The organism is Hephaestia caeni, assembly GCF_003550065.1.
GTDB classification, from domain to species: domain Bacteria; phylum Pseudomonadota; class Alphaproteobacteria; order Sphingomonadales; family Sphingomonadaceae; genus Sphingomonas; species Sphingomonas caeni_A.
On sequence record NZ_QXDC01000003.1, the window covers coordinates 986,870 to 1,000,642 of the forward strand.

The window sequence follows — 13,773 nt, forward strand, 5'->3', positions numbered from 1 at the left end:
GGATGGCGCACAGCGCGAGCCGCGGGCCATCCCATTTCCACCGTTCGCCCTGAGCTTGTCGAAGGGCTGCTCTTTCTCGCCATCGAGCGAAGAAAGAACGGTGCTTCGACAAGCTCAGCACGAACGGAGATTTGGCAAACCTCACCGCTGGCGTACCGTCACCGGCTTGTTGGGCAGATCGGCGTGGATTTCGGGCGAATACATCGCCTCGACATGCGTCGGCGGAAGCTGGAAATGGCCTGCGCCGTTCAGCCGCACCAGATACGACACTTCGAACCGCCCGCGCGGCACCCAGTCGAAATAGGCGCGCCAGGCATCGTTGCCGCGCTCGACATAGGCGGCGCGTACGCCCGCCTGGATATTCCACAGCTTGCCGGTGCCGTCGGTGGCGAGGAATTCGATCCCCGGGCCGTCGCTCCCCTGTTCGGCGAGCATCTGCGATTGGCCGCCGAGATCGCCGACGATCGTCGCGCCCGCCGGGATCGGGTCGCTCACCACCACCCAGTTGCGCTCGGCGGTCGCCTCGACCTGGATCGTGACCTTGAGCACGTCGCCGCGCGTCAGCACGCCCTTCTGGCGCTGGCTCACCACTGAGACCTTGCGCTTGACCTGATAGCCCGCCGCCAGCGGTTTGGTGAGCGGCACCGCCGCCGATACCGCCACGGTGGCCCACGGCCCCTCGCCACCCGTCTGCCGGAGCAGGAGCGGGGTTTGCGCGGACGGCAGCGGCAGCGAAACGGTGCGCTGGTCGGCCGCCAGCGGCCAGCCACGGCTCACCGAGCGTGCCCCCAGGGCCAGCGTCGTCGTCCCGGTGATCGCGGTCGCGGGATAGGCTTGCGCAAACTTGCGCACCGCGATCGTGCCCCAGGCGTTCGAGGTCGTCGTGTCCCAGCGGCCGTGAAGCTGGCGCTGGGCGACGCCGACCATCATCTTCGGCGTGTCGTCCTGCCAGCCGGGGCGGCCGAGCGTCGCGATCAGCGCCTTGATCGCGGCTTCGTCGTTCGACGACATCAGCCACCACGGCGCCTTGCTGCTGTCCGAAATGTCGAGCCGCGTGCCTTCGTAGACCAGCCGGGTGCGCAGCACCTGCCCGACACTCGCCCGGAGCTGCGTGCCGTTGGCGAGCCCTTCGATATGATCGAGCGTCATCAGATAATCGGCGAGCACACCGGTCGGCATCTCGGCCGGCGGCATGCCGATCTGGCCGAGCATCGCGGGGGTCGCGGCGCCGGCACGCGCGAGCGCGGCCAGAGCGGCGAGCTTGGTGATTCTGCGGTCGCCGTAGTTTTCGTTGCGCAGCCGCCCGTCGAGCACCGCCGTCAACGCGTCGATCATGCGCGATCGCACGCCCTCGGGCAGGCTCAGCCCCGCCTCGCTGCTGATCGACAGCACATAAGCGGTGAGCGCTTCGGAGCCCTGGAGCGAATCCGAGGGGAAATAGCGCAGCAGCCCGTCGGGCGCCTGATAGGTCGGCAACTCGGCGGCAAGGCTCTGCCATGAACCCTGGTCGTCGAGCACGATCGCGCGCGACAGAAGCTGTTCGATGCAATTGTACGGATAGGCGGCCATGAACGCGCGCACCCCGGCCATCGGCGGGGCCAGCGTGTCGTTGAGCCGGATGTCGACCGTGCCCCGGCCCGGCAGCGCGCCGGCGGGCGGGGCGATCGGGATGCTCTCCCCCGAAACGCGCGTCAGCGTCGCCGCCCACACCGAGGTCGGCACCGTGGGCACGACTTCCTGATCGACGGTGATCTGATCGGTCTTGCCGTCCTCGGATCGCGCGGTGACGTGCCACTTGAGATGGGCGACGCCCTCCGGTGCGGTGAGGTTCCACGCGACCGGCGCCGCGCCGCCCGCGGGGATCGTCACCGTCAGCGGTCGACCGGTGGCGAGATGCGGTTGCAGATCGACTTTCGCTGTAACCTTCATCGGCTTGTCCGAGCCGTTCCTGAGCGTGAAGCTGGCCGCGAACCAGTCGCCGCTGCGCACCAGCGGCGGCAGCCCCGAATAGATCGACAGATCCTGCGCGGTGCGCACGCTCGTCGATCCCGTGCCGAACAGTTCGGCGCCGTCGGTCGCGATCGCGACCAGCTTGAACGACGACAGCGAATCGGAAAGCGGCACCTGCACCCGCGCACGGCCGTTGGCGTCGAGTGCGACATGGCCCTTCCACAGCAGCACCGGCTGGAAGTTAGTGCGGTTGAGCCCCGACAGGTCGCCCGTGCCGCCGCCGCCGCCCGGCGTCAGCGCCTTGCGGCCGTAATGCCGCTTGCCGACGACCTGCATCTGCGCGGTCGAGGTGAGCACCGACAGCGGCCGCTCGCCCATCATCGCGTCGAGCACGTCCCAGCTCTCGTTGGGCGCGAGTTGCAGCAGCGCCTCGTCGACCGCGGCGAAGGCGACATTGGCTGCGCGCGCGGGCGTGCCGTCGGGGTGCTTGACTGCCACGTCGACAGTGGCCGTGCCGCGCGCCGCGTAGCGTTCGTGATCGGCCTTGACCGCGACGTCGAGCCGGTGGGCCTCCCAGCCCACCTTCACCTTGGCGATGCCGAGCCGGTAGGCGGGCTTGGCGAGATCGACCGTCGCGGTGGGTTTGGTCGCGACCGGCGATCCGAACGGCAGCCCCCATTTATAGGCGAGGTGCGACAGCCACGACCAGAAACCGTCGACGCGCCCGCGCACCGCGAGCACCGAGACATAGACGTCGGGCGCGTAGCTGCCCGGCATCTTGACCTCGATCACCGGATCCTTGCCCGAAATCTCGGTGACGTAGCTCGCGAGCACGCCCTCGCGCTCGACCGTCACCAGCGCGTGCGCCGATCGGAACGGCATCCGCACCTGGAAGCGCGCGGTCTCGCCGGCCTTATAGTCCTGTTTCTCGGGAATGACGTCCATCCGGTCGCCATTGTCGCCGCCGAACCACCAGTCATCGTCGCCCGCCAGCCACACCGATCGCGTCGCCCGCGCGACATTGCCTGCGCTGTCGGTGGTGGTCGCGACGACATAGACTTCGCCCGACACGTCGGGCGCCAGCGTGCAGCCGGCGAGCCCCTGCGCGTCGGTCGTATCCGAGCATGAGGCGTCGAGCTTCGTGGTCTTCATCTGGTTGTCGTACGCGTAGAAGCCGCCGATCAGCCGCCGCCGCGCGGTCAGGATCTGCCGGCTGTAGACCGCGACCGAGACCTTGCGGCCCTTGGCCGGCTTGCCGTCGGTATCGAGCGCGACGAACTTCAGCCGCAGGTCGTCCTGCTTCATCATCCAGCCATCGGTCTTGACGCCGAGCTGGATCGCGGACGGATAGAGCGGGATCTGCTGCGAGGCGGTAAGCGTCTCGCCGTTCGCGTCCTGATAGTCCATCTCGACCCGCATGCTCGCGGGGCCATCGAGACTTGTCGGCACGTCGACCGCGCTGTGTGCGGTGCCGTCGGCGCCCAGCGTCAGCGGAATCGTCTGCGTCGGCGGCAGCGGGCTCGCGGTCTCCTCGCCATTGGGGTTGAGCGGCTTGACGCCTTCCTCGACCTTCTCGCCGCCGAAGCTGTAGGCGTCGTAATTCGCCGGCGACGGCACGGTGTCGAACCAGCCGACCCGCAGCGCCACCGGAAGCCGCGACGCGCCGCCGCCCGAAAGATAGCCGACGAACAGGTCCAGCGGCACGGTCTTCGGCTTGATCTGCGCTTCTTTGGGGCCGGTGATCGTCGCGCGCATCGTCGGCAGGCGATATTCGTCGACGCGGAAGCTCTGGCCGGTCCAGATCGTCTTGTTGCCGGCCTCGACGGTGAGGTCGTAATCGCCCATCGGCGCGCCCTTGGGCACGCTCCAATCGGTCTCGCCGGTGCCGTTGGCGTCGATCGTCAGCGGCAGCTCGAATTGCGTGTCCGATCCGCGGTGCGACAGCCGCAGCGTGCCCTTGAACGCCGGTGTCATCGCGAAGCCCGTCGCCACCGGCATGCGCACGATATGCTTCATGTGGATCGTCTCGCCCTGGCGGACGAGCGCGCGATCGAACACGGTGTGGAACACCTGCTCGGTATCACCATAGCCATAAGGCAGGTCGAAATCATACGGGCGGATGCCTTCGCCCCATTCGCTCAGCACGAAGCTCATGTCGCCGCCCTTGCGCGCGGTGACGATCAGCGGGTGCGGGGCGCTCTCGCTTTCGCAATTGCCGTAGGTTTCGGGATCGGGAAGCCCGGCGGGAACGTTGAGGCCGCCGCTGCGATCGGTCACGCCCCGGGCGAGCAATTCGCCGGTGCAACTGTCGCTGATCTGGACGCGGGCGTCGGCGACCGGCGCGCCGGTGTCGAGCGCCGTCACCCAGACGAGCGAGCGATCGCGCCCCCATTTGAAATGGACTGTCATGTTGGTGACGAGCGCTGCCGCCGCGACATAACGCGGCGTATCACGGCCGAGCAGCGCCTGCCCCAATGTCGGGCTCGCGAGTTCGACGACGTAGAAGCCGGGTTGCTTCAGCGGTATCCCGACGACCTCGAAGGTCTTGCCCTTGCCGGGCAGGCCGATCTTGATCGGATTACCGGTATCGCCCGTCAGAATCGGCTCGGAGCCGGTGTCGTTGATGCGCATGCTTTCATCGCCGCGTTGTTTCTCTTCGTGGCTCTTGTAATCGTCGGCGTGGTCGACCTTGCGGAGCCATTCGGCGATGTCGCCGTCCGATCCGTCGACACGCAGGCTCTGGCCGTTGATCGCCAGGTTGCGCCCCTGGAGCGCGGGCTCGACGTTGCGCACGGTAACCGGCAGCACGCCGCCCTCGCTCGCCTCGAGGATGCCGAAATCGGCCGCGAACTTGACCAGCGGCGGCGCCTCGTCGATCCGCACGTCGAGCGGGAAGCGCTCGGCGTTTGATAGTGGCCGGCCGCTTTCGTCTTTGATGTCGGCGGGCAAGACCACCCTGGCGGTGACGGCGGGGGTGAACGGCGCCTTGAAGGTGAGGTCGGCGATCGTCGCATCGCCCTTGGCGTCATCGTCGATCGTCGGCGCAACTTGCTTGCCGTCGGGCAGGACGAGGCGAATCGCGCTCGCCTTTGCCATCGCGATCGGCGCGGAGAAGCGGACATGCGCGTCTTCGACCGGGTTGCACCCGGCCTGCGGATTGACGCGGCTGCACTCGAAGCGTGCCGCGAACGCCTTGCGCACGGTGAAGTCGAAGCGCTGATCGGCGCCTGCGGCCTTGCCATTGGCACCCTTGATCCCCGCGCCCCAGACCAGCGCCATGTCGCGCCCCGGCGGCAGCGGCCGACGGCATTTGAGCGCGGTGACGCTGGTGAGCGCCTGCCGCCGCGCCGCGGCGTCCTCGGGCAGCGTTTCGGGCAGCCCTGCGGAATCGAGGAAATTGCGCACCTGCCACTGATCGGTCCCGAGCGCGCCGAGCAGTTTCGCGGGCAGAGCCGCGTCGAGCACGTCGACCGCGATCTTCTCGCCGATGCCGTCGACCGCGCAATAGGCGCCGGCGGCCACCGAGGCGCGCGTTGCGGGCATGTTCGATGCGACGAGGAAGACCTGATCCTCCTCGATGTCGCTGCCGTACCGGCTCGGCAGCACGGCGCGCGCGACTGGGCCGCCGCTGTCGACGGTGAAGTGCCGCTGGCCGCCGATCGCATAGCCCGACAGGCTCTTGAGATCGTCGCGCAGATCGAAGCTGCACGTGACGCCGCCGGGTAGCGGTTTCGAGAATTCGTGGACGAATGTCGTCTGATCGACCCAGCGCCCCTGGCCCTCGATCGGGCACTTAACCGCGAAGGGCGAGGCCGCGCGCGGATCGCCCAGCGGCACCATCGCCTGGTTGAAGCGCACCGTGAAGCGCTCGATCGCGCCGTCGCCGATTCCCGGCGAGGCCATCACCACCTGCGGCCCGCTGTCGCCCAGCGCTGCGAACGGGGCGAGCACGGCGGCGAACAGCGCCAGTCGAGCGAAAAGCGTCATCGATCGGTTCCCCGTTCAGTGCCCTCAGCGTGCAAGGCTACCCCGTGTGCCCGGCAAGTCCAACGGCAAGTTTTTCGTAAAATACGAAAAACTTGCCTGTTCCCCCCGCAACGCGAACAATCGCGGTTTCCGACTCGGGGGAAATCGGAAGGTGGACTGGGGCTGGATCGTCTGGGGGCTTGATGCCGCCGTGCATGAGGCACTGCTCTTCGCAGCGGTGGGCTTCCTGGTCGGCGGCATCGACGATCTCGCGATCGATGCGATCTTCCTCGTCCGCACCGCCTGGCGCCGGGCGTCGGTGATGCGGCGTTACCAGCGTGCCAGGCTCAGCGATTTCATGGTCCGCCGCGACGCGGGCAGGATCGCCATCTTCGTCGCGGCGTGGGACGAATCGCGGGTGATCGGCGCGATGCTCGCCACCGCGCTGGCGCGGATCGAACACCCCAATTACCGGCTCTATGTCGGCACCTATCCCAACGATCGCGCGACGATCGACGCGGTGATCGAGATTGCACGGCGCGATGCGCGCGTACGCCTCGTGATCGGGCCCCATTCCGGCCCGACCACCAAGGCGGATTGCCTCAATGCGCTGTGGCGCGCGCTGCTGCGCGACGAGGCGGCGGAAGGCGCGCGCGCAAAAGCGGTGGTGCTCCATGATGCCGAGGATGTCGTCCACGCCGGTGAGCTGGCGATCTTCGATCGGCTGATCGATCGCCACTGGGTGGTTCAATTGCCGGTGCTGCCGCTGCCCGATCAGCGCTCGCGGCTTGTTTCGGGTCACTATCAGGATGAGTTTGCGGAGGTCCATGCGAAACAGCTCGTCGTCCGCGAAGCGCTCGGGGCCGGCTTGCCGCTCGCTGGAGTCGGCTGCGCGATTGCGCGCGCCGCGCTCGATGTGATCGCGGCCTCGCGGGGCGGCGCCCCGTTCGATGAAACCAGCTTGACCGAGGATTATGAACTCGGCCTGCGGATCGGCGCGTTGGGGGGCCGGGGCATTCTGGCCCGCGTACCCGAATATCCCGGCGGGCCGGTGGTGGCGGTTCGCGCCTATTTCCCCGCCACGCTCGACGCCGCGGTGCGGCAGAAGGCACGCTGGCTGTTCGGAATCGCGCTCGCGGGGTGGGATCGCACCGGCTGGGGCCGTCGGCGCCACCTCGGCGAACTCTGGATGCGAATGCGCGATCGCCGCGCCCCGCTTGCGGTGCTGGTGCTCGCGGCCGCTTATCTGGCGTTGGGGGCATGGGGAATGGGGGCGGCGCTCCATTGGCTGACCGGGATTCCGCCCCCGCCACTCGCGCCGCTGCTCCATGCCCTGCTCTCGATCAATGCAATCCTGCTGGCATGGCGGCTTGTGATGCGCGGCAGCTTTACCGCGCTCGCCTACGGCCGCCGCGAGGCGCTATGGGCGCTGCCGCGCACGTTTGTCGGCAACCTGATCGCGATGCTCGCGGTGCGCCGTGCGATCATCCGCTATTTCGGCACGCTCGCCGGCCGGGCGCCGCGGTGGGAAAAGACCGCGCACCATTTCCCTGCCGACAATGCGGACGAGCAGGTATCGTGACCGCCGATGGCCGTCCGCTGCGCTTTCTCGCGGTCGTGCTGGTCGGTTGGACAATGGTGCGCGTGGCGATCCTGTGGCCGCCAATCGAGGCGTCCGCCGACGCGACCGATGCCATAGCCTCGCGTCTGGCCGCAGCCGAACGGACGGGGCGCGGCCGTGTGGCGAACGTCGTGGAGCACCGTCTACCGATCGAGCAGGCGGCCATTCTGTCGACGATTCCCGGCGCGCGGGTTATCCGGCACCCGCCATCCCCGCACCTGCGCTTCGATGCTGCTGAGACCGCGATCGCCGGAGCGACCCCCTCGGCGGCCGTTGGCGTGTGTTTGGAAAATCGCGCAAGAGCGATTGCCGAAGCGGCCCCGGCCCACTCCCCCACCCGGCCTCCTATCGATTGTATGCTGTTGGAAACCGGGTGGGGGAACGGGCTGGGGCCGCAACGCGCCGAGACGCGTATTCCCGAACAGCCGCTGGGCCTTCCGCTTGCGCCGCGCACATCGTCGTCGGACGCGCGCTGGTCGGGCAGCGGATGGGGCGTGCTGCGCGGCGACGGTGCAGCCGGCGCCGCCTTCGGTGGCAGTCAGCTCGGCGGCAGTCAGGCTGGCGCGCGGCTTGCCTATGCGATCGATTCGGCGCACCGCCTGCAACTCGTCGGCCGCGTGGCAAGCCCGCTTCGGGGACGCGGGCGCGAAGCGGCGATCGGCGTCGCGTGGCAACCGACCCGGGCACCGGTGCGCGTCGTCGCCGAACAGCGTTTCGCGATCGACGGCGGCCGGGGAGGCCCCACGATCGGCGTCATCGGTGGTGTCGGGCCGGCCGCCGTCGCGCCGGGCGTCACGCTCGAAGCCTATGGTCAGGCGGGCGCGATCGCTCGGGACGGCGTCGAGGGGTTTGTCGATGGCGCGGCGCGGGTCGCGCATCCGGTCGCTGCGATCGGCAAGGTCCGGTTCGATCTTGGCGCCGGCGCCTGGGGTGCCGCGCAGCGCGCCGCCGCCCGCCTCGATGTCGGGCCCTCGCTCGCCGCCGATCTGCCGCTCGGGCGACGTGCGCATGTCCGCGTTGCGCTCGATTGGCGCGCGCGGATCGCGGGCGATGCGCGGCCGGGCTCGGGGCTGGTGCTCTCGCTCGGCACCGATTTCTGATGCACTGCCGCATGGCGGTGCTTTCGCCGCGGCGGCGAACGCGATACCATCGGGGATGGACGTCTACCTGCCCATCGCCAACCTGTCGGTAAATGCGTTCGTGATCGTGCTGCTGGGCGGTGGTGTCGGAATCCTCTCGGGCATGTTCGGCGTCGGCGGCGGCTTCCTGACGACGCCGCTGCTGATCGTCTACGGCATCCCGCCCACGGTCGCCGCCGCGACCTCGGCCAGCCAGGTCACCGGCTCCAGCGTCTCGGGCGTGCTCGCGCATGTCGGGCGCAAGGGCGTCGACATGAAGATGGGGGTGGTGCTCGTCATCGGCGGCATCGTCGGCACGATTGCCGGCGGCTGGCTGTTCGCGCTGCTCCAGGCGACCGGCCAGATCGATACCGTGATCGCGCTGATCTACGTGGTGCTGCTCGGCGGCATCGGCGGGCTGATGGCGATGGAATCGCTCCAGGCGATCGCGGTCTTGCGCGGGGCCACGCCGCGCCGGCCGCGCAAGCGCCGGCATCATCCGATGATCGCCGCCTTGCCCTTCCGCACGCGTTTCTACGCCTCGGGCCTCTACATCTCGCCGCTGGCACCGTTGCTGCTCGGCTTCTTCACCGGCATCCTCACCGTATTGCTCGGCGTCGGCGGCGGCTTCGTGATGGTGCCCGCGATGCTCTACCTGTTGGGGATGAGCACTGCGGTGGTGGTCGGCACCTCGTTGTTCCAGACGTTGTTCGTCACCGTGATCGCGACGATGGTGCACGCCACCACCACCAAGGCGGTCGATATCGTGCTCGCGGTGCTGCTGCTCGTTGGGTCGGTCGCGGGGGCGCAGATCGGGGCGCGGTTCGGAACGCGGATCAAGCCCGAATATCTGCGGCTGCTGCTCGCGGTGATGGTGCTCGCGGTCGCGGTCCGGATGGCGGTGGGGCTGGGCTGGCGGCCGCCCGAAATCTATTCGGTCGACCTGTTGTGAAGCGCCGCGCCTGGCCGCTCGCGCTGCTCGCGCCGCTTCTCGTCAGCGCCGAGAAACCGACGTTGGTGCCCGACGTGTCGCAGCGCGATATCGAGATCGCCTATAGTTTCACCGGCGCCGAATTGCTGCTGTTCGGCGCGATCCTCTATCCCGGCGGGCGTATTCCCGACGCGAAGGATGAACCCGCCGAAGTGGTCGTCGTCGTCAAGGGCCCCACCCAGTCGATCCTGCTGCGCGAGAAGCAGAAGATCGCGGGGATCTGGATTAACGCCGCGAGCATGCGCTTCCGCTCGGCGCCGTCCTTCTATGCGATCGCCTCGCCCGAACCGATCGCCAAGCTGGTCGATGCGCGCACCCGCGCGATCTATGAACTCGGGCTCGACAGCCTCCAGCTCTCGCCCGCCTCGACCGCGCCGATCGCCGAGCAGACGCGCTTCGCCGAGGGACTCGTCGACGTGCGCCATCGTGCCGGCCTCTATGTCGAGGAGCCCGAGGCGGTCGAGATCACCGACGGTGTGCTCTATCGCGCCCGGATCGCGATCCCCGCGCGCGTCCCGGTCGGCAAATTCACCGCTGAAACCTTCCTCATCCAGGACGGCCGCGTGCTCGCCGCGGCGGTGCGCGATATCGATATCCGCAAGTCGGGCTTCGAGCGTTTCGTCGCCAGCGCGGCCGAGAATGCGTCGATTCTCTACGGCCTCACCGCGGTGGTGCTGTCGGTCGCGCTCGGCTGGTTCGCCGGCTGGGTCGCGCGGCGTATCTAGGGTCAGGACCCATTGATTGCACGGTCGTGACGGAGGCGGGAAAGATGGCGCGAGAAGGCGCGAGTGCGGGCCATAGCAGCGCTATGGCCCAATCGAGCAACGCCGTCGCGGCGCTTTCCCGCCCCGCCCTTCGGGTGCCGCCATGCAGGTCCGTGGCAGCGTCGACGCGCCTCGACGGGGCAAAAACCCCGCCTTCGTCGCTTCTCCTCGCCACGAACCCGCATGGCGACATCACGATCCGCGCAATCAATGGGTCCTGACCCTAGCTAGGCCGGTGCCGCTCTACCTCAGGCAACCTCCCCGGCGATCCAGGTCTTTTGGACGATGAGGTCGTCGTCGACGAGGACCAGGTCGGCGGCGAACCCGGGGGCGATCGTGCCGGTGCGGTCGGCAAGGCCGAGGAACGCGGCCGGCGTCGCCGACGCCATCGTGACCGCGGTGCGCAGCGAGACGCGGCCTTGCGCGATCATGTTGGCGACCGCCCCCGCCATCGTCAGCGTCGATCCCGCCAGCACGCCGTCGTCGCCGCGCAGGATGTCGCCCTCGCGCCGGATCGTGCGACCCTGAAGCTCGAAGGTCGGCGCCGCTGAGCCGACGCTCGGCATCGCATCGGTGACAAGCATCAGCCGGTCGGCACGCTTGGCGCGCACCGCGACGCGCACCGTCGCGGGGTGGAGGTGATGCCCGTCGACGATGATCCCCGCCCAGGTCGAATCGTCCTCGAGCGCGGCGCCGACCATGCCGGGCGCGCGGTTGGCGAGCTGCGACATCGCGTTGAACAGGTGGGTGAAGCCGGTGAGCCCGGCATCGATCGCGCCGCGCACGGTCTCGTAATCGGCATCCGAATGGCCCGCGGCGACGATCACGCCGGCATCGACCAGCCGCGCGATCTGGGCGGGCGTCGCGCGTTCGGGGGCCAGCGTCACCAGCGTCTTGCCGCGCTGCGGTGCCGCAAGCAGATCGACCAGATCGTCCTCGAGCCGGCGCAGCTTGGCTTCGGCGTGGATGCCGCGCCGCGCGGGGTTGAGGAACGGGCCTTCGATATGGATGCCGAGGATGCCGGGCACCCCCTGGGCGATCGCCGCGTCGACGGCCGCGATCCCGCGCTCGACCACCGACAGGTCGTCGCTGATCAGCGTCGGCAACAGCCCGGTGGTGCCGAAGCGGCGGTGCGCGGCGGCGATCGTCGCGATCGTCGCGACGCTGGGGTCGGTATTGAACAGCGCGCCGCCGCCGCCGTTGACTTGGCAATCGATGAAGCCGGGCAGCAGCAGCTTGCCGCCGAGATCGACGATCTCGGCATCGGCGGGCGGCGACGACGAGACCGCGCGGATGCGCGCGCCCTCGATCACCACGCAGATATCGTCGCGCAGCCCCAAGGGCAGCAGCACGCGGGCGTTGCAGAGCGCGGTCGCCATCAAACGGTCTCGGTAACCTTGGCCAGATGCGGCGGCGAATCGGGATCGCGCCCGCGGGCAACGGCAAGCGCATTGGCGAGGCGATAGAAGCTCTCGATCATCAGGAGCGGCTGGATCGCGGGATCGGCATCGATCGCTGGCAGCGCGATTCCGGGCGCGTCGCCAAGCCCGGCGTGGAGCAATGTCGCGCCGCGCGCGGCGAAATCGTGCGCGAGCGCGGCCACGCTGTCGCGGGTCTCGTCGTCCTGCGCCAGCAACAGCACCGGAAAGCCCTTGTCGACCAGCGCCATCGGGCCGTGGCGAACCTCGGCGGCGCTGAACGCTTCGGCGTGGAAGCCGCACGTCTCCTTGATCTTGAGCGCGGCCTCCTGCGCGATGGCGTAGCCGGGGCCGCGGCCGACGATATAGAGGCTGGCCGCGCGCTCGAGCGGGGCAAGCGCCGCCGTCCAGTCGAGAACCCAGGCGCGATCGAGCGCGTCGGGAAGCGTCTCGAGCGCGCGCGCCAGCGCGGCGTCGCCGGCCCAGTGCGTGACAAGATCGAGTATCGCGGCAAGGCTCGCGACGAACGACTTGGTCGCCGCCACGCTGCGCTCGGCGCCGGCATGGAGCGGCAGCGCCAGATCGGCCCCGGCGGCGAGTGGCGAAGCATCGGCATTGACCAGCGCGATGCCATAGGCGCCGCGCGCACGTGCGGCTGCCAGCCCGGTGACCAGATCGGGGCTCTTGCCCGATTGCGAGATCGCCAGCATCACCGCGTCGGTCATGTCGGGCGCGGCGGCGTAGACCGACGCGATCGAGGGGGCGACCGAACTGGTCAGCACGCCCACGCGGGTTTCGATCAGATAGCGCGCGAAGGTCGCCGCATTGTCGGAGCTGCCGCGCGCGAGCGTCGCCACCGCGCGCGGCGGCGAGGCCCGCAACCGTTCCCCGAGCGCCGTCAGCGCCAGCCGGTTGGCGTCGCGCTGCCGCTGCACCACCGCGCCCGCCTCGGCGGCTTCGCGAAACATCAGCGTATGATCGGGGGAGGGGGGCAAGGACGCGAACTCCGGCTTGGGGGCGATCTATACGGGGCCGACGCTCAGCTCGGCCACGAAATCATATGCGTCGCCGCGATAATAAGAGCGCGTGAATTCGACCGTGCGGCCATCGGCCGCAAAGCCGCGCCGTTCGATCTCGAGCCCGGCCGAGGCGGCCGCGATCCCGAGCAATTCGGCCTGTTCGGGTGTGAACAGCACCGCGCGCAACCGCTGGAGCACGCGCACCGGGCGGTTGTCGCCGAGCGCCTTGTAGAGCGAATCGGCCACCATATCGCGCGATTCGAGCACGCGCGCGGGGATCGTCGCATGTTCGAGCGCCATCGATTGGGTGTCTGCATAGCGGATGCGGGTAAAGCGATAGACCGGGCTGCCAGGGCTCAATCCCAGCGCCATCGCTTCCTCGGGCGTCACGCTGCCTTCGGATCGCGACAGCCATTCGCTGCGCGGCGCGCGCCCGCGCGACAGCATGTCCTCGGTGAACGACGAGATGGTGGCGAAATTCTTCTCGACCCGCGTGGCGACGAAGGTGCCCGCGCCCTGCCGCCGCGTCAGCAACCGTGCGTCGACGAGGCCGTCGAGCGCCTTGCGCACGGTGACGCGCGAGACCTTGTACGCCTCGGCGAGGTCGCGTTCGGGCGGCAGCGCTTCGTCAGGGCCGAGCACACGGCGCTCGATCGCGTCGCGCAACACGCGCTGAAGCTGGAGATAGAGCGGCGCCGCGCTCTCCGCTTCCAGCCGTCCGATCCGTTCGACGATCATGTTCGATGCCCCCTGCACCAACACACCTTAGAGCGAGATATAATGCCTATTCAATACCAAAATGGAAAAAAAGTGCATTGGCATCATTTTTGGTATTGCATTCGACGCCCGATTTGCGCCTTATGAGAGCGCAGAAGGCCAACCGGAGCCTATAACCGCCGAAATGGGCGGGCTCGCCGACAAGGTTG

8 protein-coding genes are annotated in these 13,773 nt (G+C 68.8%); 4 read left to right on the top strand and 4 right to left on the bottom strand.

The genetic code is table 11. The features are described from left to right. Window positions 1-141 precede the first annotated feature (141 nt). Window positions 142-5,937, bottom strand: coding sequence for an alpha-2-macroglobulin family protein (locus DFR49_RS13305; RefSeq protein WP_211325876.1), 5,796 nt, complete (start codon window positions 5,935-5,937; stop codon window positions 142-144). 151 nt (window positions 5,938-6,088) lie between these two features. On the opposite strand from DFR49_RS13305, the gene DFR49_RS13310 reads away from it, so the two are divergent. Genes DFR49_RS13310 through DFR49_RS13325 form a run of 4 tightly spaced genes read left to right on the top strand, consistent with a single transcriptional unit; the run spans window position 6,089 to window position 10,371 of the window. Next, a complete protein-coding gene (locus DFR49_RS13310; protein ID WP_245968484.1) occupies window positions 6,089-7,498 on the top strand; it encodes a glycosyl transferase family protein in 1,410 nt (469 codons plus the stop codon). Continuing rightward, a complete protein-coding gene (locus DFR49_RS22265; protein WP_245968486.1) occupies window positions 7,495-8,637 on the top strand; it encodes a hypothetical protein in 1,143 nt (380 codons plus the stop codon). The genes DFR49_RS13310 and DFR49_RS22265 overlap by 4 nt, the downstream gene beginning before the upstream one ends. Window positions 8,638-8,692: 55 nt before the next feature. Continuing rightward, a complete protein-coding gene (locus DFR49_RS13320) occupies window positions 8,693-9,607 on the top strand; it encodes a sulfite exporter TauE/SafE family protein (protein ID WP_119036114.1) in 915 nt (304 codons plus the stop codon). Then, a complete protein-coding gene (locus DFR49_RS13325) occupies window positions 9,604-10,371 on the top strand; it encodes a TIGR02186 family protein (RefSeq protein WP_119036115.1) in 768 nt (255 codons plus the stop codon). The genes DFR49_RS13320 and DFR49_RS13325 overlap by 4 nt, the downstream gene beginning before the upstream one ends. Window positions 10,372-10,658: 287 nt before the next feature. On the opposite strand, the gene nagA is transcribed toward DFR49_RS13325, so the two are convergent. The 3 genes from nagA to DFR49_RS13340 are packed head-to-tail and all read right to left on the bottom strand — an operon-like array spanning window position 10,659 to window position 13,585. After that, window positions 10,659-11,789 (bottom strand): N-acetylglucosamine-6-phosphate deacetylase, encoded by a 1,131-nt coding sequence (gene nagA, locus DFR49_RS13330; protein WP_119036116.1) that lies wholly within the window; start codon window positions 11,787-11,789, stop codon window positions 10,659-10,661. Then, window positions 11,789-12,796, bottom strand: coding sequence for an SIS domain-containing protein (locus DFR49_RS13335; protein WP_119036117.1), 1,008 nt, complete (start codon window positions 12,794-12,796; stop codon window positions 11,789-11,791). Before DFR49_RS13335 ends, nagA begins: the two co-directional genes overlap by 1 nt. Window positions 12,797-12,850: 54 nt before the next feature. Further along, window positions 12,851-13,585 carry a GntR family transcriptional regulator gene (locus DFR49_RS13340; RefSeq protein WP_119036118.1) on the bottom strand — a complete coding sequence of 245 codons (735 nt, stop codon included), beginning with the start codon at window positions 13,583-13,585 and terminating at the stop codon, window positions 12,851-12,853. Window positions 13,586-13,773 lie beyond the last annotated feature (188 nt).